This is a genomic window from Haladaptatus sp. DYSN1 (assembly GCF_029489995.1).
Taxonomy (GTDB): Archaea; Halobacteriota; Halobacteria; order Halobacteriales; family Halococcaceae; genus QDMS2.
The window spans coordinates 2969958-2990722 of the sequence record NZ_CP120470.1; the positions used below are offsets into that span (position 1 = coordinate 2969958).

The window sequence follows — 20765 nt, forward strand, 5'->3', positions numbered from 1 at the left end:
ATGGAAAGACGCAGACAGCGCGTCCGTGGTCTAATGGCATGACTTAGCCTTCCCAAGGCTACAATCCGGGTTCAATTCCCGGCGGGCGCACTTCTCAGACCCTCGAATCGACGAGCCACGGCCCCGTTCGCGCTACGAACGTCCACAAATTCGCCGTGGTAACAAGGCTATTTGACGCTCCCGCCCCTACTTTCGCCAATGACCGATACTCAGTCCGCCGACGTCGCAACTCGAATCGACCTCTCGTTTACAGAGGCCGAACTCGACGCCCACCGCGAACACATCACTCAGTTCATCCGCGACCAGGTTCGCGCCGCGGGCGTCGATGGGGCCGTCCTCGGTCTCTCGGGCGGTATCGACTCGACGCTCACAGCGTTTCTCGCGGTCGAAGCACTCGGGAAGAAACACGTCCGAGGCCTCGTCCTCCCGAGTGAGGTCAACGCGGCGGACAACATGAGCGACGCAGAGCGCGTCGCCCAGCTGCTCGAAATCGAGTACGACGTCATCGAAATCAACCCCATCGTCGAAGAGTTCCTCGCCGCCGTGCCGGAGGCCGCAGACGACCAGCTCGCCGCCGGGAACGTCCGCGTCCGCACGCGAGCCGTGCTCAACTACCTCGTCGCGAATCACGACAGCCGACTCGTCCTCGGGACGGGCAACCGGTCTGAGGCGCTCGTCGGCTACTTCACGAAGTACGGCGACGGCGCGGTCGATTGCCACCCAATCGCGAACCTCTATAAGGGGCAGGTACGGCAACTGGCCCGCCACGTCGGCGTCTCCGAAGACCTCGCGGCGAAGACCGCTACCGCGGAGATGTGGGTCGGCCAGACCGACGAAGAAGAGATGGGCGTCTCCTACGACACCTTAGACCAGGTGCTCGCCCTGCACGTAGACGGCCCGCTCACGAAGGCACAGACGATGGCGACCCTCGGCGTAGACGAGTCCGTCGTCGACCGGGTAGACGAACTGTACACGAAAAGCGAGCACAAACGTCACGTCCCGCCGGGCCCCGACCCGCTCTCGGGGCACTGAGGCGTTCCGTTTCGGGACCTACCCTTTTTCCGCGACGATGGCGATGCGGTCACCCTCAGCGAGCAGATAGTCACCCGGCGTCACAGACCGGCCGTTTACCTGCACGCGCACCGTGTCGCCGTCGGCTTCCGAGTAGGTCGTGCCGTCGTACGAGACAGTCGATTCCGTCACCGAGATGTTGAGTGTCCCCATGGCGTATTTGAGCGTGATTTGATTCGCGTGACCGTGCCAGGTGGTGCCGTCACCGCCCTCGAAGTGGAAGGCGGCGTCCTGACGCTGGAAGCGGTCCTGGCTGAAATCCAGCTGGTCACCGCCGATGGTCACTGTGATTGGACCGTGGAAGTGCGCGCCGCCGAAGTTCGTCGGGCGAATCTCGTCGCTTCCCGCGAAGAAGGTGACGTAGCCGATGATGGCCGCGACGGTGACGACGACCACCACGAGCGCGTAGGGTGCGGCATCGACGGCCGTCGGCTGGTCGCGGTCTACGCCCACCCGTCTGCGGTCGATTGGCCCGAGTTCTGCGGCGTGTTCGTCGCGCAGGTGACGGTGGTAGGCCGCCTCGTCTGCGAACGACGCATCACAGTACGAACACTCGGGCATTGGTTAGCAACTCCTGCACGTGGAAGCGACTCAACCTTTTCGGTGAGAGTCAAAATCGACCGCCGTCTCGACGAGGTCGGCGAACGCCTCGGCCTCGGCGCGCTCTTGAGCGTCCGTCGTGGCCTCGTCTCTGATGCGTTCTTTCACGACTCGGAGTGCAGCCGGGTTGTTCGACGCGATGCGCTCTGCGACCGCCTGCGGGTTTTCGGTGATCTGGGAGATGAGCCCCACGCGAAGGGCCTCGTCCGCGTCGATAATGCGACCGGTGAGGCCGATGTCGAGTGCTTCGCCCTGGCCGACGATTTTCGGCAGGCGAACCGTCCCGCCCCACGCACCGAAGAGGCCGAACACGACGCCGGGTTCCGCGAACGTCGCCCGCTGGGTCGCCACCCGAACGTCGCAGGCGAGCGCGAGTTCGACGCCGCCACCGCGCGCCGCGCCGTCGATACCCGCGACGGTGACGGCCTCCGCATTCTCGATGTTCGCGGCGACGCGCTGGCCGAGTTCGGCGAACTCCTTCGCTGCTTGGCCGTCCAAGTCCCGCACTTCGGAGAGGTCTGCCCCCGCGGAGAAGGCGCTGCCCGCGCCGTGGATGTAGACGACTGTCGCGTCCGTCTCGGTGACGGCCTCGGAGAGGGCTTCGAGACCGTCGACCGTGAGGGCGTTTCGCTGGGCGGGGCGGTCCAGAGTGACCACCCGCAAAGCCCCGGTATCCGTGGTCGAAATCATGGCAGGAAGTGACCGTCCGTTTCCAAAGGTCTTTGCCCTTCCCGCCGCTAAATTGGGGCAATGGAGGAAGCCGATGCGGTCCGCCGCGCCGCGCTGGACGCGATACGTGAAATCGAGCCAGTGCGCCTCCGTGGCGACTTGGAGGCCATACTCTCTACAGGGTCGATGGCCCCGGGGGTCCTGACGCTCCTTTGTGCCCAGGCCATCGACGGTGCCGAACCACACGCGATTCGAACCCGGGCCGCGGGCGTCCAGCTAATTTACGAAGGCCTTCGCCTCACGCGAACCCTCACACAGAACCCCTCGTGGGAGACCAACGTCGAACAGGCGAATTTGGACGTACTCGCCGCGGACGTGCTCGTCTCCCGCGGATTTCACCTTCTCGCCCGGACCGAAGCCGCGGACAACGCCGTCGCGACGGTCCAGGCCTTCGGCCGCGACCAGACGCTGCGAGGCGAACCCGACGCCGACACCGACGACTTAGACCGCAACTTAGAACGCGATGTCCTCGACCTCGCGCTCGTCGCGGGAACTACCGCCGTCGGCGCGACTATCTCACCCGCCCTGCGGGCGTTCGTCCGCGACCTGACGACGACCTACGACGATATCGCCTTCCCCACGGCGACGATTCTCTACACGGACGCCGTCACGGAGTCGCTCGCAGGCCATCTCGCGGCCCACGACGCGGGCAAGGGACTGGACGACGGGGTCCGAACCTCGGCGACGGATCCCTGATGCGAATCGAAACGTCTAACAACAAACCGCCGTAAGTGGGTAATGCCTGCCTGGGTAGCTTAGCGGTAAAGCGCGTCCTTGGTAAGGACGAGAGCCCGGGTTCAAATCCCGGCCTGGGCTCTTCTTACGAACTCACACAACGAGCGATAGCGAGTCGTTTCGAGTGAGTAGTGAGCCGTCAGCGGGATTTGAGCAAGGAGCGTTAGCGACTGAGTTCAAATCCCAGCCTCACGTGTCCCAGCAATCCAAATCCTACACAGCCACGACGTTCGCCTCCAGAAACGCCCGCATCGCATCGCTGAAGAACGCCGGGTTGTCGAGGTTCGAGGCGTGGCCACCCTCGGGGACGGCCCGGACGACGGCCCCGTCGATTCGAGCGCCGAGGAGGGGTGCGTGGCGGCGGAGAAACGGCGGTTCGTTTTCGCCGTAGAGCACGAGCGTCGGGGCGGTAATCGCCGCGTACTCGACGGTCGTCTCGTGGAAACTTGCGACGGCTCGAATCACCTTCGCGAACTCGTCGGTGGTCATCTTTGGTCCCTGCTCGCGGAGCCGTTCGATTTGCTCGTAATCGCCGCTCGAGCCCCGGGAGAGGCGTTCTTGAATCCAGACCAGGACCTTCTCGACGCGCTCGTAGCCGACGAGGCGAACGAACGGAATCGTCGCTTTGAGCATCGCAGACCGCTGGAGCCACTCGCCGCGAGTGAGGAGGGCGGGCGTGAACGTGTCCGCAAGCACGAGGCCAGCGATTTTCTCGGGGTGGCGGGCGGCGTACACCTGCGCGATGCAGCCACCCGTCGAGGTGCCACAGAGGACCGGTCGGTCGAGAGCGAGGCCGTCGATGAGCGCGTCCAGGTCGTCCGCAAAGAGGTCGATGGAGTAGGCGTCTCGGTCGGAGCCCCCGGTTTGGCCGTGGCCGCGCACGTCGTAGGCGATGGTCCGGTAGCCGTCGCTGAGGGCGTCTATCTGCGGGTTCCACTGGTTGTGGTCCACGATGGCCCCGTGAATGAACACGAGAGGTGGCCCGTCGCCACGCTCCTCGTAGTAGGTGAGAACGTCGTTCGTTCGGATCGTTGGCACAGGTGTATCAGCGTCGCGTGAGAAGATGAACGTGTGCGGACAGGAGCCGTGAGGCGTCCACATACGGCATCTGCGAAGGACGTGAGAGTTTGGATTGCCGTGAAGACTGCCACAACACCGAAACCACTGGCTCACGAATCTCCGAGCATGGACGTTCAAGAACTGCAGGACTACCTCGAATCCGAACTCGACTTTCCCGCAGACATCGCGACGGTCCGCGAGGAGATTGGGGAGACGAAACTCGAATCGGCGAACACCGACGACGAGCTGACCATCGCGGAGGTGCTCTCGCACATCGAAGACGAGGAGTACGGCTCGCCAGTGGAACTGTTCGAGTCGATTCAGGCAAATCTGCCAGCTGAGTACGTCGGACGCGAGGGGTACACGGACAGGGGAACGAGCGGAAACGAGGCGAGCGAATCCGAAGACGAAGAAGACCAGTCGTTCTGACGCGGCGTTTGAAGACGATTAGGTCGTCTGTCTCGCGTGGCCGTCGTCGCAAAACCAGCTGCGCAAGCGTGTCAAACTATCAACGTCAATATTATTCCTAACGTAAGAATGTTTTAATTAATTCCGGCGTGACCGAAGGGATGGATTATGCCTTCCAACCACACGACACGACGGCAGGCGCTCAAGTTGCTCGGCGCCTCCGCGGTTGCGGCGGGCGGTATGGGCGTAGCGAGTGCGAAACAAGACGACCGAACCCTCTCACTGCTCGGCGAAGTCGGCGTGAGCGGAATCACGGAGGTGACGACGCAGGGAACCTACGCCTACGCGGCGACGAACGATGGACTCGCCGTCGTCGATTGGCGTAAACCCCACGACCCGGAACTGCTCGTAGACATGGAAGTCCCCGGCGCGGGCGTCTGGGACGTGAAAGTAGACGGCGACCTGCTCGCCATCAGCAGTCAGGGTAGCGAAGAACACGACCACGGCGACGGCGATGGGGACGAAGACCGCGCTCCCGAAGACGAAATCGGGACGCACTTTTACGACATCAGCGACCCAGCGAACCCCGAGTTCCAGGGGACGTGGCAGGTCCTTCCCGAGGGAGTCCACAACCACTACCTCGTCGGAGACGTCTGTTACATTGCGAAGGAAGCGCCGTTCGACGACAGCGAACTGCAAATCGTGGACGTGAGCGACCCGACGAACCCGTCGCTGCTCTCGCGGTGGGCCGTCGAGGACGACCGACCGGAACTCGACCGAGAGACCAATTTCATCCACGACGTGTACGTTCAGGGTGACTACGCCTACCTCGCCTACTGGGACGCCGGGACGTGGGTGCTCGATGTGAGCGACCCGGCAAACCCCGAGGCTGTAAGCGGGTTCGGAATGGCTCCGAACGCGGACCAAGCTCCCAACGGGAATCTCTGGGAACGCCTCCTCACCCTCCCGGGGAATTCCCACTACGTCCAACCAACTCCCGACGGCAAGTACGTGTTCGTGGGCGCAGAGACGTTCCCCGGCGGATACGTCGACAACCCGGACAACGACGACTACGGCGGCATCAAGGTGTTCGACGTGACTGATTTCGACAATCCCGAACAGGTGGCACGCATCAGTCCGCCTGACGTCGAGGCGTTCCGCACGTCGCATAATTTCGACGTGACGAGCAATCGCCTCTATACCTCGTGGTACGACGGGGGCCTCACGGTGTTCAACGTGACCGACCCTGCGAATCCCGAGGAACTGTCTCGCTACGACCCCGATGGGTCCTCGTTCTGGGGGGCCGTCTACGAGCGCGGGACGACCATCGCGAGCGACATCGGTCGCGGAATCGTGTTCCTCAGCGACGACCGCGGCAAACGCGCCGCGCCGAAGTTCAGCGGGTCGCGGCCGAGCAACGCAGCGCTCCAGCCGCCACACGGCGAAGAATAGTCGTCACTCCTCGTTTTTCGAAAGGGGCAGGAGACGGCGTGGACAGTCGAGCCACGAACCGTGGATGATGACGGACGTGAGCACGGCTTGTCGCGTCTGCGTCGAAACGAAGGGGACCGCCGCCGGGACCCCAATCCGACGGCATTCAGGGCGGTATGCGACGAACCGGACTGACGAGGTTCGTGGCACAGTCACCGCGTCCCACCCCCGGATGGACGATTGGGCCGCGCGAACTTATATCTACTGTCCAACGTTCTGAAATTAACTGACGGGAGCGGCGTGAAGTGAGCGATTACCGGTCCATATACGAGGTGAGCAGGGTGCCAAAGCCGACGAATCCGAGCAGTCCGAAGGCTGGCGAGAGGTAGAGGAACCACTCGCCGACCGCGGGCGTTCCGACCATGGTGAACAGCCAGACCTGACCACCGCACGCGAGGGTGATCATCGCGAGACCGAATCCCCGGACGGCGGTTCGCTGTCGCGCCATACACCACGAAGACGGAGGATGAGCCTGAAGCTTGCGACGTGATAGTCAGTAACTAACGTTTTTACGCCCGCCGTCGTATGGAGGCCGTATGAGGTATGTCATTGTAGGCTTCGGGCGCGTGGGTCACCGAACCGCGCGAATTCTAAAAGAGGAGGGGCACGACGTCACCATCATCGAAATCGACCCGAAAAAGTGTGACCGTGCCCGCGACGAGGGGTTCTCGGTCATCGAAGGCGACGCGATGGACGAACAGATACTGAACGACGCAGACCTCGATTCGGCGGACGCCTTCGGCGGCCTCTCCGGCGACCTGAACGTGAACTACGCGGCCTGTATCGTCGCCGCGAACCACGGCTGTCGAACGGTCATGCGCATCGACGAGGACTACCGCGAAGAAATTTACCAGAAGTACGCGGCAGAGGTAGACGAAATCATCTATCCCGAGCGCCTCGGAGCTATCGGCGCGAAGAACGCGCTGCTCGGCGGCGACTTCAACATCATCGCAGACCTCACCGCAGACCTCTCGCTCGCGAGTTTCTCGCTGCCCGACGACTCGCCGGTCATCGACCTGCACATCAGCGAAATCGAACTCCCAGACCGGGCCGTCCTCTACGCCCACGGTCGGGCGCACAACGCCCAGACTATCCCGCTACCCCAGACCGTCGTCCAGCCGGGAGATCGCGTCTCGGTCATCGCAGAGGTTGGTGACATGGACGAAGTGAAAAACGTCCTGCTTGGTGAGAACCGACAGGCGACGGCCAGCTAGTACACCAGTTCGCCGGTGATGAACTTTCGCGCCCGCTCGTCGTGTGGGTGCTCGAACACTCGTTCTGTCGGCCCGCGTTCGATACACTCACCAGCCAACAGCACCGCCGTGCGGTCGGACACGCGGCGTGCTTGCTGCATGTCGTGGGTCGCGATGACGACGCCGATGCCACGATCACGCGCCCGGTCTACGGCCTGTTCGAGCAACGCGGTGTTCCGGGGGTCCAGATTCGAGGTCGGTTCGTCGAGGAGGAGCACGTCCGGTTCGACGGCAAGTGCCCGGGCGAACGCGACGCGCTGGGCTTCACCCGCCGACAGCCCGAGGGCGTGTTGGTCTACCTGGTCGCGCATGCCGACCGTTTCGAGGGCGTCGAGGACCGCCTCGTGGGTGCCGTTTCGGGACAGTCGCCCGGCGAGGCGGTCGGTCCACGACCGACGCACTTCGAGGCCGTAGGCCGCATTCTTGCCGACGGTCGTACTGAACAGACTTCGGTCCTGGAACACCATGCCGATGCGTCGTCGGAGCGCGAGGCGGTTCTCTCGTGGGAGCGACCAGACGTCCGTGTCGTCTACGCGAACCGACCCCTCCTGAGGCGGGTCGAACAGCGCGAGCAGGCGCAACAGCGTCGTTTTCCCGGTTCCAGAGGGACCCACGATAGCCAGGACTTCGCCCGGTTCGACGGCGAGCGAAACGTCGGCGAGGACCCGCCCGTTGTCGAAGCCGTGTGAGAGGTTCTCGATTCGAATCATGCGTCCCACCGTCCGCGGTCGCGGACCCACGCCCCAAGCGCGTTCACGCCGAGGACGAGGACGAGGAGGACGATACCGAGGGCGATACCCGTCTCGAAGCGCCCGCGTCGAGCCTCCACGGTGATGGCTGTCGTGAGCGTTCGGGTGAGCGACGTGCCGTCGGAGAGGACGATGTTCCCCCCGACGATAAGAATCGACCCGACCTCGCTGATTGCCCGACCGTAACCCGCTAGAATGGCCGTGACGATGCCGTACCGGGCTTCTTTGACGACGACGAGGGCCACGTCCAGCTGGGTGCCACCGGCGGCATAGGCGGCGTCTCTGACCGATTGGCCGACGCTCTCGATGGCCGAGAGCGTCACGCTCGTGATGACGGGGGCCGCGAGGATGACCTGCGAGATGATCATGGCCTCCGGGGTGAACAACAGTTGGAGGCTCCCGAGGGGGCCGGACCGAGAGAGCGCGAGCAAGACGACGAGGCCGACGACCACGCTCGGGAGACCCATCCCCGTGTTGATGACGGCGGTGACGACGCGCTTACCGGGGAAGTCGGTGAATCCTACAGAGAGCGCCACGGGCAGGCTGAACAGGGTGCTCAATAGCACCGCCGTCGTGCTCACCTGGAGGGACACGACAGTGATGCTGATGAGATAGCGCCAGTTCAGGTCCGCGAGGCTCTCTAACACGTGCTGTCCTCGGGTGTCAGGTGACTAAAAGGCCACGAGTCAGGTACTCACGACTACAGTCGTGGGTTTGCCTCAGCGGTGGGCCACCCGCCGTGGCAATTTAATTGTCCAGGAGACTCCGACTCTAACGCCTGACAGCGTGGGAGCATGGAGCAACCACTCGTGTTCATCGTCTCGGACTCTCGGGCCTCCTGACGGGCGACCCAACCCACAGGGAGTGCGTGTCTCACGCGGACGTGGCCAGAACAGCGTCCACCGAAACGTGGAGGTAGCACAACCGCCTGCGGTTCTTGTGCCCCGTGGTACAGTGTTCCATGCTGGACGTCGGATGTTTCGACGGAGAGGATGCGCCCTCGCCCCACGAAGCGGGGTTCACGTCGCTCGCAGTGCGCCCGCGACGTGTGCCTGTGTTGGACGAAGTTCCCGTGGTGCAACATCCCAATCAGGCAGTTCAAGGGCCAACACCACCAATCAAAGCGTTTTCGATGGGGTTGGCAATGTAACGTCGTCGGTATCCATCTGCTATCGGATTCCTCCCACGTTCACAAGAGTACAGCTCTTGTGCAGCCCATCAGAACGGCTCTGCCGTTCTGAGGACGGCTAAAGCCGTGGGCTTCCTCCTTGTATTTCTGTGAGTGGGGAATCGGGCGGGCACACGCTGTGGGTGAAAGTGGCCGTTAGTAATCGGCCGGAACCTGCTGGTCGACCCAGTAGAGGTACTGCTTGTCGCGCGTCGAGAGCGACTGCGCCTGCGACGCGGAGTAACCCTGGGGGACGTACTGCTCGAAGTTCGGCTCTTCTGAAATGGCGTTCGGGAAGAACAACTGCGAGCCGTTCGCGGTGTAGTTCTCGATCATCGACTGGCCCTGAGGGCTCGTGAGGAATCCAATGTACGCCATCGCGGCCTGGTAGTTCACGTCCTCGTACTTTGCGGGGTTTACGGCCATCACGCCGTAGGGGTTTTTCAGGATGACCGGTCCACCCTTGAGCGGCCCCTGGACGTGGATGACGAGGTCGATGTCGCTCTGCATCGAGAGGTACGTCCCCCGGTCTGCGAGCGTGTAGGCACCCGTCTGGTCTGCCTGGATGAGCGTATCACCCATCCCTTTCCCGACTTCGCGGTACCACCCACCGCTCGGTTCGACGCCGGCCTCCTCCCAGATGATGCGTTCTTTCTTGTGCGTGCCGGAATCGTCACCCCGCGAGACGAACACGGCTTCAGACTCGGCGATGGTCGAGAACGCTTCCGTGGCGCTCCCCATTCCGTTGATGCCAGCGGGGTCGTCCTCGGGGCCGACGACGACGAAGTCGTTGAACATCACGTCGCGGCGGTTGACGCCGAACCCGTCCTGCATGAACTCGTCTTCTGCGTTCCGGGCGTGGACGAGGATGACGTCCGCGTCCCCATCACGGGCGGTTCGGAGACTCGCACCCGTCCCCTTCGGGAGGGTCTTTATCGTCACACCGAAGTTCTTCTCGAAGGTCGGGTGAATCGCGTCGAGGAGGCCCGTGTCGTACGTGCTCGTCGTCGTCGCGAGGACGAGTTCGCCGTCGCCAATTTGCCCGGACTGCGCGGGCGTCTGTTGGTTGTTCGCCGCGTCGTTGCCATCGGAGTCGAGACAGCCACTGAGCCCGAGAAGCGCGCCCGCGCCCGTCGCCTGGAGGAACCGTCGTCGTTGCATCCTGAGCGTATCGATGGCGGTACCCGCATTAAATCTTGATGAAGCGGAATAACCAAATTCGGTTTCATTGTGTGGAAAACGTTTGGAGATGAGGTTACTGAGAAGAATGAAGCCAATCGAGCGCTACGACCCACACAATGGCGATTGGGCACGCCGAGCGGACCCATCCGGCACTCAAATTCACGACGAACGAGCTGACTGGTGCGTTAGGAGATTCGATTACGGCCCTCCCGCTCATCGTCGCGATTGGAACGCTCACAGAAGCGTCGCTCGCCCACATTCTGCTCTTCTTCGGGCTGTTTCAGGTCGTCTGGGGCGTCCGCTACGGACTTCCCCTCTCGGTCGAACCGATGAAGGCACTCGCCGGACTCGCGATCGCCGGCGCAATCACCCACGGCGAACTCGTCGCCGCGGGCCTGCTGGCCGGAGGAATCTTGCTCGTCGCGGGGCGACTGGGAACGCTCTCTCGACTTTCCGAAAGCGTGGGATTACCGGTCATCCGAGGCGTACAACTCGCCGTCGCCCTCCTGCTCGCCCAGACCGGTCTCTCCCTTGGTGTCGGTGACCCAGCCATCGCCGTCGGCGGCGTGGCACTCGTCGGCGTCGTCGCGCTCTTCGGATACACGCAGGCGAGTGCGCTCGTCGTGCTCGGAGTCGGGGTTTTCGTGGCCCTCTCACAGACGCCGTTTACTGTTTCCGTTCCCTCGCTGGCACTATTCCCGGCCGGGCCACCCACGCTCTCGCTCGCCGCAACGGAGGGCCTCGCCGGCCAGTTAGCGATGACCGTCGGCAACGCCGCCGTCGCCACCTCGCTCCTGCTCTCCGACCTCTTCGACCGCGACGTGTCCGCAGACCGCCTCGCCGGCAGCATGGGCTCGATGAACCTGCTCGCCGTCCCGCTCGGCGGCCTTCCGATGTGCCACGGCAGCGGCGGCCTCGCCGGCAAGTACGCCTTCGGTGCGCGAACCGGCGGCGCGAACGTCATCCTCGGCGTCCTCTACGGGCTTGCGGCACTCGTGGCGGGCGTGCTCGTTGGCTTCCCGATGGCGCTGCTCGGCGTCCTTCTCGTCGTGGTCGCCCTCCAGCTGGGTCGCGTCTCGCTCGAATCAGACCACCTGCCGGTCACCATCGCGGTGGGCCTGCTCGGCCTCGTCTTCGGCGTGGGCGTCGCCTTCGTCGTCGGCCTCGCTGGCTGGTGGCTTCTCTCCCGGCGCGCGTAACGGTTTTCGCCCGCGCCCTGCAACCTGCGAGCATGACCTGGGCCGACCTGTTCGAGCGTGCGGCGCGTCACGAAACCACCGAACGAGCGGTGCGAGACGCCCTCACCGAGGTGCGCGATGAGTAACCCCAACCCCGCACGCGTGGTCGCCGACGCGGACGTGTTGGCCGCGGACCTGCTCGTCGGCGGCCCCGCCCGCGAGGCGCTCGACCACGTTCGCCGCCACTCGTGGGTCGAACTGGTGGCCTCAGACGAGTTGCTCGACGACGCAGAAGCCGTCATCACCCGACTCGCGGACGCCGAACTCGCCGCAGACTGGCGCGCGAAAATCGAGACCCTCCGAGTGCGCGTCGAACATCCGCCACAAGACCACCCCGCGCTCGCCTCGGCCTACCACGGGCAGGCCGCCCACATCCTCTCGTTCGACGAAGGCTTCCGGAGCGCGAAGGCTGGCGTGGCCATGCAAAAACGCGTGAAAACGAGCGTCAAGCACCCCGACGCCTTCGCAAAACTGTTCGACCCCGAATCGCTCTACGACGTGGTCGGCGGCGGCGAGTATCCCGGCCCGGACCGCGACCCGCGTGCGTAGACTGGGGCAGGCAACCCTCGACGCTCGCGCCTATTCCGGAACGCCCGGATTCCACTCGCCGTCGGTGCTGAACCACTCGGCGAACTTCGCCAGCGCCCGCCCGCGGTGGCTAATCGAGTTTTTCGTCTCCACGTCCATCTCCGCGAGCGTCGTCCCGTTGTGCTCGAAGATTGGGTCGTAGCCAAAGCCACCCTCACCGCGGGGCGCGACGATGCGCCCACGAACGCTCCCTCGAACGTCTCCGCCCGTTCGCCGTCGTAGTAAGCGACCACGGAGCGGAATCGAGCGCGGCGATTGTCCTCCATCTCAGTGAGGTTCCAGACCCGCTCGACGCCGACGGTGTCCTCGACGTACGCCGAGTACGGGCCGGGAAAGCCGCCGAGTGCGTCGATGAACAGTCCCGAATCGTCTACGATGATGGGGTCGTCGCCGTCGAGGTGGTCGAACGCCTCTCGTGCGCCGTGGAGCGCGATTTCGGCTAAACTGTCGCTCTGGATTTCGGTGTAGTCGAAGTCGGCCTGTGCGAGTGGTTCCGTGAGGTAGGTTTCTGCCTCGCGGACCTTCCCCTCGTTGCCTGTGACGAACCGGAGCATATCCAAGTGGGCGTGGGCGGGGAAAATAGCCTGTCGAATGTCGATGCCGGGCGGAAAAACGAGTCGCGCTCAGTCGACGATGACCTCGACCGGCCCCTCGTCCGGCAGGTCTTCTTTCTCGACGACCTTGTTGCGCTCCTGGTAGAGCAGTGCGCCGACGACGCCGAGGACGATCCACGACCGCCAGTTGGCGAGGTTCAGGGTGTAGCCGATGCCGAAGGGCTTCTCGACGAGCATCTCGTCGCCTGGCTGCCAGTACGACTGCAGCATGCGCTTCAGGCTCGGGCGTTCGAAGTTGTACGGAATCCCCAGTATCTCTCCGGACGATGGTTTGTCAGCCATACGAACGCATACGAAGGGGAGGGTTAAGGAATTAGTGGCTTTCCTGATACCGCCCGCGACCCTCGATTTCCCGGAGTTGGCGCAGGACGCGCTCGTCGCCCGCCTCGCGATAGCCGGCCTCTACCGCGTCGCGCAGCGGTTCTGGGTCGCTCGCCGTCCCCGTCAGACTCTGGTGGAAGACGTGGAGGTCCATCGCGTAGTCCTCGACGTGGTCGGTGTAGAACCCGAGGCCGAAGTCGATGAGGTAGGTGAACTCGCCGACGCGGACGTTGCGTGTCGTCGGGTCGCCGTGGACGAATCCCGCCCGATGGAGCGCGGCGAGGTGGCGGCCCACGTCCCGAACGCGCGCGGCGGTGAGGTCCGCACTCAAATCCTTCTCGCCGACGAATTCGAGCGTGAGCGCGCCCTCGCGGACGTCCACGTCGTAGACGACGGGCGTCGGGACGCCGTGTTTTCGCGCCTCGCTGAACAGACGCGCCTCCTGAACGGTGCGAGTCTTGCGGAGGTGGGCGTCCAACTCGGGATGGCGATACGTCTTGGGCAGGCGGCGTTTCACGACCTGGTTACCTTCGACGGTGACGGTGGCCTCCGCGCCGACCAGTTCACGTCCGGCCTCGCCAACGACGGCGACGCTCTCGTCCTCGCGCCAGGTGACGGGCACCTGGTCCGGGCGGAAGTCGGGGTTGACCGCCGACTCCGCGACGGCGATGGTGTCGCCTGCTTGCGCCATCGTCGCGCCGAGCACCGCAATCATGCCGGCGTTGTCGCGCAGGAAGCGCGGTTCGGGGGCGTAGAAGTCAGCGTCCCGCTCCTCGCACATCGTCCGCAACATCTCCTGAAGGCGGGCGTTCTGGGCGACCCCACCCCCGAGGACGAGTTCGTCGCTTCCGGTGAGCGAGAGCGCGCGCTCTGCGACTTCGGTGAGCATCCCGAAGATGTTCTCTTGCAGCGAGAAACAGACGTCCTCGACAGACGCGCCGTCGTCGTAGGCCTGTTTGGCCGCACTCATGATGCCGGAAAACGAGAAGTCCATTCCCTTGACGACGTAGGGCAGGTCGATGAGTTCCCCGCCCTCGGCGTACTTTTCGACTTTCGGGCCGCCGGGATGCGACCAGCCGACGTGCCGAGAGAACTTGTCGATTGCGTTGCCGACGCCGGTGTCCATCGTCTCGCCGAGCACCTGATAGCGCCCGTTGTGGAAGCCGAGGAGGTGGGCGTTCGCGCCGCTCGCGTTCAGACAGACCGGCGAGTCGAATCCCGACTGGTGGCGGCCGATTTCCAGGTGAGCCACCATGTGGTTGACGCCGACGAGCGGAACGTCGAGTGCCTGTGCGAGCGACCGGGCGGCCGTACCGACGATTCTGAGACACGGGCCGAGTCCCGGTCCCCGAGAGAAGGCGACGTAGTTGACGGGGCCCGCTGCCTCGTCAAGGACCTCGGAGACGACGCGAGGGATGGCACTGGCCATGTGTTCTGCGGCCTCGCGCGGGTGAATCCCACCCGTCGCTGGTTGGTAGGGGTCTGAGACGATAACAGTTGAATCGGTCTCGGTGTCGTGAATCGCCGCGCTCGCCGCCCACGCGGTCCCCTCGATACCGAGTACGCGCATCCCCTATTTCCACTCGGTGTAGCCACAGCGGCCGCAGTGGAAGCGGTCACTGTGCTCTGCGAGGAATGCGTCGCCACACTCTGGGCACATCTCGCGGTCGGTCGTGCCGTCTTCGTTGTAGAGTTCGTGACGGGCCATCTACGCTTCCTCCGCCTCGGCGTCTGCGTCCTCGCCGTCTGCGAGAATCTTGTTGCGTTCTAGCATGTGCTTCTGTTCGACCTCACGGGCGAACTCGGAGCTGTCGTAGACCTTCGCGACGCCGCGGGTCTTGCGCATGCCGAACTTCGTGTCCATCTTGCGGACGACGACTTCCGAGGCGTCTTTGTTCAGTTTCGCGGCGAGGCTGTCGCGGACCGAAAGGCGCGACGGCGTGGCCTCGTCGTGGATGATTTCGAAGCGAACGTCCGTTCGGTGAAGCATCGGATTTTCCGATTCTTCGAGGATGGTAATGTCCATGGTAACTCAGTTACAGGGATTTGGCGGCGAACCGGCTAAAAGGATTTCGAAGGGACTGGCGGCCTATTCTGCGTCAACGCCGAGGGCTGTCCACGCCGCTTCGTGGTCGCCCGCCATCGCTTCGAGCAGCGAAAACATGCGATGGCGGACCTCCGGCGTCACGGTGACGAGCACCATGCCCGCGTCGGGTTGGCCGTAAACCACGCTTGCCCCCTCCGGGGCGGCGACGATGGCCGGCAGCGTCGCGAGGTCCTCTTCGCCCTCGACGACGATGACGACGGTCTCCGGCGCGTCAATGGCCTCCCGCAGCACCGAGAGCAACTCCTCGGTGAGCGTCGCGGCCGGGTTGACCGACGTGAGACGACGGTCGTATCCGCCGATGGCCTCGGAGATGGCCTCGTCTACGGCTTTGCGCTTGGTCTTGCCGTCGATGACGGCCACGTCGGGGACGACGCCCGCCTGCGTCAGGTGGTAGGTGACGATGTCGCCGACGGCGATAATCGGGCGGCCTGCCTGCTGGAGGAGTTCGTCCGGGTCGGTAAACAGCGGTCCGAGCGGGTCTTTGAACGCCGACCGCAAATCGTCGGGGAGCGTGAGGACGGCGTCGTCGGTCACTATCGAACCTTCAGTGCGTAGGCGCCGGGCGAGGTGACGCCCATCTCTTTGGCGATGTCGCTCTTCTCGGGATGGGCGATGACGACGTAGCCCGCCCAGTCCTCGGTGAGGCTCGTAGACCCACAGTCCGGACAGACGTCACCGTCCGAGACTTCGAGGACGCGGTGGCAGTCGCGACACACTTTGCGCTTTTTCGCCATGTCTACTCACCCGCGGCGGCCTGCCGGCGTTCGCGTTCCTCTTTCAGCCAGCCGTGTTTGCCGAGGCCGACCTGCTTGGCCGTGAGGCCGATTTTGCTGTCGCGTGGGTTGCGCTCGTCGATGCTCTTCGTGACGATGCGGGCGCGAACCGAGTCGCCCACGCCGAGGGCGCGGTTGGACTCGCGGGAGGCGAGTTGCTGCCCCTCCTCGTCGAACGCGAGGTATTCGTCTGAAATCTGTGAGACGTGGAGCAGCCCGTCCACGGGACCGATGCCGACGAACGCGCCGAAGTTGACGACTTCGACGACTTCGCCGTCTACGACTTCCTGCATCTGTGGGTCGTAGGTGAGGGCGTCGAAATCCGCTTCGTAGTAGACGCCGGGCTTGTTCGGGATGACCGCGCCGTCGCCGATTTCGTGGACCTTCGTCACGCTGACGATGCTGCCCACGTCTTCGTCCATCCGCCCTTCGAGTTTGTCCTGTAACAGCTGCTTTACCAGTTGTGGAGACACGTCCGCGAGGTGCTTCGGTGGCACCTCGACTGTGTCCTTGAGTCTGACCCGTTTGTACATACTTATGGTCGAGTGATTGCCAGTTTGTTCCGGCCCCTTATACCAATTACTGGTACGCCAGCGGCCAGCAACCGCCGTTTCAGGGGTCCGTCGTTCGTGACGACGTAGTCGCACTCACCGTCGTCGGCGAGTTCGACGATCGCGTCGTCCGCATACGATGCATCGTGTGTGAGGGTGCGACAGCGCTCGCGGGCGAGGTCCGCTCCGACGCTCGCGGCGACCGCCTCGCGACTCGCGCCCGCAGCGAGTTTCTCCAACTCGGCTACGACCGCTTCGGGTGTCACGAGGTCGACCACGCCGAGCAACCGGTCGAGTTCGTCGAACACGCGCACGTCGAGTTCGACCGGCATCATCAGGGCGTTCGCGTCCATGAGCACCGTCACCGCCATCCTACTCCGTAATCGTGCCGACGCCGATGAGTCGCCAGCGCGCGCCGACACGGCGGTTGATGGCGACTTTCGCGCCTGCTGCGGCGCAGACCGGGCGCTTTAAGCGAACTTCACATTCGCCGTCTCGGGCGCTCGTGACGGCACCGACGGTGGTGGCCGTCCCGACCGTCATCATGAGCGGTTCGCCGGTCGAAATCTCGTCGACGGTGTCCTCGTCGTCGCCGACGACGCGGTCTAAGAGGTCCACCGTCATCTCGAAGGCTTCACGCGTCGGTGGCAGCGACCCTGGTGGCCCTGCAATCTGGCCGGCGAGTCCGTCGCCTTTCGTGAGGCTTGGGTCGAGGCCAGTACCGACGCCGAGCAGGCCACCGGGCGTGGCCGAATCGACCGACTGCCCACCCGCCTGGATGGAACGGACGTTCGTCGTAATCGGTCGCCACTCGGTCTTGCCGCCCTCTTCGACCTCGCGGCCGGGGCGGATTTCGATGTCCTGGTCGGTTTCGAGACCGCCCGCGACGAGCGACCCGCCGATGACGCCACCGGTCAGGTTCTCCCAGGTCGTCCCCGGGCGGTTGATGTCGAAACTGCGGGCGATGTGCAGTCGGGCATCGTCGCTCGGGTCGCGATCTGGGGTCGGAATCTCCTCTTCGATGGCCTGGATGAGCAGGTCTAAGTTGACCTCCTGTTGGGCGCTGATGGGGACGACGGGAGCGTCCTCTGCGACCGTGCCCTTCGTGAACTCTTTTATCTGCTTGTAGTTCTCGCGGGCCTGCTCTGCGTCGACGAGGTCGACCTTGTTTTGGGCGATGACGATGTTGTCGATGCCGATGATGTCGAGGGCCATCAGGTGCTCTTCGGTCTGTGCCTGTGGCACGGGCGAGGTGGCGCTCACGAGCAACACCGCGCCGTCCATGATGGCTGCTCCGGAGAGCATCGTCGCCATGAGCGTCTCGTGGCCGGGCGCGTCCACGAACGAGACGGTGCGAAGCGGTTCGCTCTCCGTGCCGTCTTCGCACTCTTCGTCGACGGTGTAACACGCCGGCGCTTCGACACCGGGACACTTGCGGAACGTCGCGTCGGCGTAGCCGAGGCGGATGGAGATACCGCGTTTCATCTCCTCCGAGTGCTGGTCCGTCCACTCCCCCGAGAGCGCTCGCACGAGCGTCGTCTTTCCGTGGTCGACGTGACCGACGAGTCCGATGTTCACCTCCGGTTGTTGATGTTTCCCTGTCATTTCGAGAGTAATCTTACAGAGTAGTCACCCCGAGCGACGCATAAACCTACTGTTCTCGCCCCACACCCCGCGCGAGGGCGGCCCAGAGCGCCCCTCCGCCTGCTGTGGGTTTTTCCAGGCCTACTGAAGATTCCTTCAGGGAAGGGCTTAGCCCCCTCGCGGCATACAGGAGGTATGTCTTCACATCCCACGCCGGGCGATGCACCCGTCGTGCCACTCTCGGCGACGCCGAAAACCGCGCCCGCAGAGGTGTTCGCCGTCATCTCGAACGAGACGCGGCTGGCCATCTTAGAGGCGCTGTGGGCCGCAGAGATGCGACCCGTGACGTTCTCGGACCTGCATCGCGCGGTCGGCATGAAGGATTCGGCGCAGTTCAACTACCACCTGCGCCAGTTGCTCGACCGCTTCGTCAAGAAATCGGACGACGGCTACGACCTCACGTTCGCCGGCAAGCGCGTGATGCGCACCCTCATCTCGGGGATGTTCACCGACGACGTGAGCATCGACGCGTTCCCGCTCCCCGGAACGTGCGTCTCCTGTGGCGAGACGCTCGTGGCGACCTACGAGCGCGAACACTTGACTGTGGCCTGTCCGGCCTGCGACCGCGTGCACAGCGCCTACCCCTACCCGCCAGCGGGCATCTACGGGCGCACCCGCGACGAGTTGATGGCGGGCTACAATCGGTGGGTGCGCCACCTCTACGGCCTCGCCGCCAACGGCGTCTGCCCCGAGTGTGGCAGTTCGATGGGCTCGAAAATCGTCGATGGCGAACACTGCCTGCCGGAACTCGAAATCGCCGTGAGCCACCGCTGCGTCCAGTGCGACGCGAGCGCCATCGCCGCCGTCGGGATGACCCTGCTCGACCAGCCCGACGTGGTGAGTTTCTACCGCGACCACGGCATCGACCTCAGAACCATTCCCTACTGGGAACTGCCGTGGTGCGTCGGCGACGAGCACACGACCGTCATCCAGGACGACCCGTGGATGGCACGCGTCGACATCAGCCTCGAAGCCGAGGAACTGCGCGTCACCCTCGACGACACCTTCGACGTCGTCGCCGTCGAGCGGGCGAAGTCCTACCGGCGCGAGTAATTATCCGATTTTCGACAGAAACAGACTTCAGTATCGTCGCTTACAGAAATGTAATTCAGATTACTCTTTTTAACCCCGAACGCCTCCGTTCACCTGTCCATGAAGACCGACACTCGCACCCTGTCTGCCGCACAGTACGCCTACCGCAGACCCGCTCGAACGGCCGCAGAGCGCCTCAGCGAGTACCTCCGCGCTGGGGTCATCCTACTCGCCATCGCCACCGCCCTCGCGGTCCTGACCGTGGGTGTCAGTTCGCTCCTCCCCGGCCCCGCGCTGTTCGTCCTCGGGATGGTCGGCCTCGTGAGCGCCCTCGTGCTCGTCCCGTTCGCGGCCATCAAACTCGTCGTTTCGGCGGTCGAGACGTAATCACAAAAGCATACTAAATTTTTTTCACTGAACCTTTTTGCAGGAAGGTCACAACTGTTACCACAATGAAGGAATCCTCTATCCAGGACTGTGAGGAGTGTCTCGCCCCTGCCGACGCGTTCTCCACCATCGCAAACGAGACGCGCCTCGCCATCCTGGAGGCGCTCTGGACGGCTCCCGAGCGGCCCGTCAGTTTCTCGGAACTCCGGCGGTCGGTCGGGATGCGCGACTCCGCGCAATTCAACTACCACCTCGGCAAGCTGACCGGTCACTTCGTGAAGAAAACCGACGACGGCTACGACTTCCGCCACGCGGGCAAGAAGGTCGTCCGCGCCGTCCTCGAAGGCTCGTTCAACGAGGATCCGGAACTACCCTCGTTCGGGATTTCCGGGTCGTGTGCCGACTGCGGCGGCGGGCTACAGGCCGCCTATGCCGACGAACAAATCACCATCGACTGCACCGTCTGCGGGCGATTTCACTCTCGCTACTCCTTCCCGCCGGGCGGCCTGAACGACCGCACCCGCGAAGAGATCATGGCCGCGTTCAACCAGCGCGTGCGCCACCTCCACTGTCTCGCTGCCGACGGCGTCTGCCCCGAGTGTACCGGGCGGATGGAGACCACCCTCAGACGGGCCGAGGACGCCGACTTCGCGGGCGAGGTCTGCGTCGAGCTGACCTGCGCGCAGTGCAACCACCAGATTAGCTCTGCGGTGGGGCTGAAACTGCTCGACCAGTCGGACGTGGTTACCTTCCATCGAAATCACGGCATCGACCTCTGTGCGACGCCGTACTGGGAGTTCGACTGGTGCGTCTCCGACAACCACACCACCATCGTCTCCGAAGACCCGTGGTCGATTCAGGTCACGATTCCGCTCGACGACGAGGAACTGCGCGTCACCCTCGACGGCGACCTGCGCGTGACGGACGTAGAGACGTTCCCCGCCACCGCACCCGCCGACTCGCGGACGACCGCCTGAACTATCACATTTCTTCCAGAAACGCAGTTCAGTCCACCCGTTTACAGAAATGTAATTCAGGAATCATATAAGGTGCCGTGGCTCCTTT

27 protein-coding genes, 2 tRNA genes and 1 pseudogene are annotated in these 20765 nt (G+C 64.0%); 12 read left to right on the top strand and 18 right to left on the bottom strand.

The window, feature by feature from the left end:
* The first annotated feature begins 19 nt into the window (after window positions 1-19).
* Window positions 20-90, top strand: a tRNA-Gly gene (locus P0648_RS16060).
* A 108-nt stretch (window positions 91-198) separates the two neighbouring features.
* Window positions 199-1032, top strand: a complete 834-nt coding sequence (locus P0648_RS16065) for an NAD+ synthase (protein WP_276246286.1) — start codon at window positions 199-201, stop codon at window positions 1030-1032.
* Between the two features lie 18 nt (window positions 1033-1050).
* Here P0648_RS16065 and P0648_RS16070 read toward each other — a convergent pair whose 3' ends face one another.
* On the bottom strand, window positions 1051-1632 hold the full coding sequence (locus P0648_RS16070; RefSeq protein ID WP_276246285.1) for a hypothetical protein: 582 nt from the start codon (window positions 1630-1632) through the stop codon (window positions 1051-1053).
* A gap of 30 nt (window positions 1633-1662) precedes the next feature.
* Window positions 1663-2361, bottom strand: coding sequence for an enoyl-CoA hydratase/isomerase family protein (locus P0648_RS16075; protein WP_277504775.1), 699 nt, complete (start codon window positions 2359-2361; stop codon window positions 1663-1665).
* Window positions 2362-2421: 60 nt separating this feature from the next.
* Here P0648_RS16075 and P0648_RS16080 point away from each other — a divergent pair, with 60 nt between their 5' ends.
* Both P0648_RS16080 and P0648_RS16085 read left to right on the top strand, forming a co-directional pair.
* The gene (locus P0648_RS16080; RefSeq protein ID WP_277504777.1) at window positions 2422-3096 is read left to right on the top strand and encodes a hypothetical protein; all 675 of its coding nucleotides are present in this window, start codon (window positions 2422-2424) and stop codon (window positions 3094-3096) included.
* Window positions 3097-3144: 48 nt separating this feature from the next.
* A tRNA-Thr gene (locus P0648_RS16085) sits at window positions 3145-3216 on the top strand.
* 132 nt (window positions 3217-3348) lie between these two features.
* Here the strand turns inward: P0648_RS16085 and P0648_RS16090 are convergent.
* Entirely contained in the window at window positions 3349-4173 is an 825-nt protein-coding gene (locus P0648_RS16090; protein WP_277504778.1) for an alpha/beta fold hydrolase, read from the bottom strand.
* Between the two features lie 147 nt (window positions 4174-4320).
* Here P0648_RS16090 and P0648_RS16095 point away from each other — a divergent pair, with 147 nt between their 5' ends.
* Window positions 4321-4623: a hypothetical protein gene (locus P0648_RS16095; RefSeq protein WP_276246281.1), complete on the top strand. Its 303-nt coding sequence runs from the start codon at window positions 4321-4323 to the stop codon at window positions 4621-4623.
* A gap of 147 nt (window positions 4624-4770) precedes the next feature.
* The gene (locus P0648_RS16100; protein WP_277504780.1) at window positions 4771-6054 is read left to right on the top strand and encodes an LVIVD repeat-containing protein; all 1284 of its coding nucleotides are present in this window, start codon (window positions 4771-4773) and stop codon (window positions 6052-6054) included.
* A 3-nt stretch (window positions 6055-6057) separates the two neighbouring features.
* Here the strand turns inward: P0648_RS16100 and P0648_RS16105 are convergent, their stop codons facing one another.
* Window positions 6058-6243, bottom strand: coding sequence for a hypothetical protein (locus P0648_RS16105; protein ID WP_276274746.1), 186 nt, complete (start codon window positions 6241-6243; stop codon window positions 6058-6060).
* 103 nt (window positions 6244-6346) lie between these two features.
* Window positions 6347-6541 (bottom strand): hypothetical protein, encoded by a 195-nt coding sequence (locus P0648_RS16110; protein WP_276246279.1) that lies wholly within the window; start codon window positions 6539-6541, stop codon window positions 6347-6349.
* Between the two features lie 88 nt (window positions 6542-6629).
* Between P0648_RS16110 and P0648_RS16115 the strand changes: the two genes are divergently transcribed.
* Window positions 6630-7307, top strand: a complete 678-nt coding sequence (locus P0648_RS16115; RefSeq protein WP_276246278.1) for a TrkA family potassium uptake protein — start codon at window positions 6630-6632, stop codon at window positions 7305-7307.
* On the opposite strand, the gene P0648_RS16120 is transcribed toward P0648_RS16115, so the two are convergent.
* The 3 genes from P0648_RS16120 to P0648_RS16130 form a co-directional block, all read right to left on the bottom strand.
* On the bottom strand, window positions 7304-8056 hold the full coding sequence (locus P0648_RS16120) for an amino acid ABC transporter ATP-binding protein (RefSeq protein WP_277504785.1): 753 nt from the start codon (window positions 8054-8056) through the stop codon (window positions 7304-7306). The two genes, P0648_RS16115 and P0648_RS16120, sit on opposite strands and share 4 nt — an antisense overlap.
* Window positions 8053-8742 (bottom strand): ABC transporter permease, encoded by a 690-nt coding sequence (locus tag P0648_RS16125; protein ID WP_276246276.1) that lies wholly within the window; start codon window positions 8740-8742, stop codon window positions 8053-8055. The genes P0648_RS16120 and P0648_RS16125 overlap by 4 nt, the downstream gene beginning before the upstream one ends.
* Before the next feature lie 677 nt (window positions 8743-9419).
* On the bottom strand, window positions 9420-10424 hold the full coding sequence (locus tag P0648_RS16130) for a substrate-binding domain-containing protein (protein ID WP_277504787.1): 1005 nt from the start codon (window positions 10422-10424) through the stop codon (window positions 9420-9422).
* Window positions 10425-10561: 137 nt separating this feature from the next.
* Between P0648_RS16130 and P0648_RS16135 the strand changes: the two genes are divergently transcribed.
* Window positions 10562-11644: a putative sulfate/molybdate transporter gene (locus P0648_RS16135; RefSeq protein ID WP_277504788.1), complete on the top strand. Its 1083-nt coding sequence runs from the start codon at window positions 10562-10564 to the stop codon at window positions 11642-11644.
* A 117-nt stretch (window positions 11645-11761) separates the two neighbouring features.
* The gene (locus P0648_RS16140; RefSeq protein WP_277504789.1) at window positions 11762-12232 is read left to right on the top strand and encodes a hypothetical protein; all 471 of its coding nucleotides are present in this window, start codon (window positions 11762-11764) and stop codon (window positions 12230-12232) included.
* A gap of 30 nt (window positions 12233-12262) precedes the next feature.
* On the opposite strand, the pseudogene rdgB reads toward P0648_RS16140, so the two are convergent.
* From rdgB to P0648_RS16190, 10 genes and pseudogenes are all read right to left on the bottom strand, one after another.
* Window positions 12263-12825 (bottom strand): annotated as a pseudogene (rdgB, locus tag P0648_RS16145) (RdgB/HAM1 family non-canonical purine NTP pyrophosphatase).
* Between the two features lie 69 nt (window positions 12826-12894).
* Window positions 12895-13167: a DUF5808 domain-containing protein gene (locus tag P0648_RS16150; protein ID WP_276246271.1), complete on the bottom strand. Its 273-nt coding sequence runs from the start codon at window positions 13165-13167 to the stop codon at window positions 12895-12897.
* Window positions 13168-13198: 31 nt separating this feature from the next.
* A complete protein-coding gene (locus P0648_RS16155; RefSeq protein ID WP_277504790.1) occupies window positions 13199-14776 on the bottom strand; it encodes a bifunctional N(6)-L-threonylcarbamoyladenine synthase/serine/threonine protein kinase in 1578 nt (525 codons plus the stop codon).
* A gap of 3 nt (window positions 14777-14779) precedes the next feature.
* A complete protein-coding gene (locus P0648_RS16160) occupies window positions 14780-14914 on the bottom strand; it encodes a 30S ribosomal protein S27ae (protein ID WP_276246269.1) in 135 nt (44 codons plus the stop codon).
* On the bottom strand, window positions 14915-15232 hold the full coding sequence (locus tag P0648_RS16165; protein WP_276246268.1) for a 30S ribosomal protein S24e: 318 nt from the start codon (window positions 15230-15232) through the stop codon (window positions 14915-14917).
* 63 nt (window positions 15233-15295) lie between these two features.
* Complete coding sequence (locus tag P0648_RS16170) at window positions 15296-15847, bottom strand: GTP-dependent dephospho-CoA kinase family protein (RefSeq protein WP_277504791.1); 552 nt, start codon at window positions 15845-15847, stop codon at window positions 15296-15298.
* Window positions 15847-16047 carry a transcription elongation factor subunit Spt4 gene (gene spt4 / locus P0648_RS16175; protein WP_276246266.1) on the bottom strand — a complete coding sequence of 67 codons (201 nt, stop codon included), beginning with the start codon at window positions 16045-16047 and terminating at the stop codon, window positions 15847-15849. Before spt4 ends, P0648_RS16170 begins: the two co-directional genes overlap by 1 nt.
* Window positions 16048-16049: 2 nt before the next feature.
* On the bottom strand, window positions 16050-16619 hold the full coding sequence (locus tag P0648_RS16180) for a DNA-directed RNA polymerase (RefSeq protein ID WP_276246265.1): 570 nt from the start codon (window positions 16617-16619) through the stop codon (window positions 16050-16052).
* Between the two features lie 2 nt (window positions 16620-16621).
* Complete coding sequence (locus P0648_RS16185; protein WP_369685074.1) at window positions 16622-16990, bottom strand: twitching motility protein PilT; 369 nt, start codon at window positions 16988-16990, stop codon at window positions 16622-16624.
* A gap of 19 nt (window positions 16991-17009) precedes the next feature.
* The gene (locus P0648_RS16190) at window positions 17010-18242 is read right to left on the bottom strand and encodes a translation initiation factor IF-2 subunit gamma (protein ID WP_276246263.1); all 1233 of its coding nucleotides are present in this window, start codon (window positions 18240-18242) and stop codon (window positions 17010-17012) included.
* Window positions 18243-18416: 174 nt separating this feature from the next.
* Here P0648_RS16190 and P0648_RS16195 point away from each other — a divergent pair, with 174 nt between their 5' ends.
* The 3 genes from P0648_RS16195 (at window position 18417) to P0648_RS16205 (ending at window position 20677) form a co-directional block, all read left to right on the top strand.
* Window positions 18417-19334, top strand: coding sequence for a helix-turn-helix transcriptional regulator (locus P0648_RS16195; RefSeq protein ID WP_277504795.1), 918 nt, complete (start codon window positions 18417-18419; stop codon window positions 19332-19334).
* A 99-nt stretch (window positions 19335-19433) separates the two neighbouring features.
* Window positions 19434-19700, top strand: coding sequence for a hypothetical protein (locus P0648_RS16200; protein WP_277504796.1), 267 nt, complete (start codon window positions 19434-19436; stop codon window positions 19698-19700).
* 65 nt (window positions 19701-19765) lie between these two features.
* On the top strand, window positions 19766-20677 hold the full coding sequence (locus P0648_RS16205) for a helix-turn-helix domain-containing protein (protein WP_277504797.1): 912 nt from the start codon (window positions 19766-19768) through the stop codon (window positions 20675-20677).
* Window positions 20678-20765: the final 88 nt, after the last annotated feature.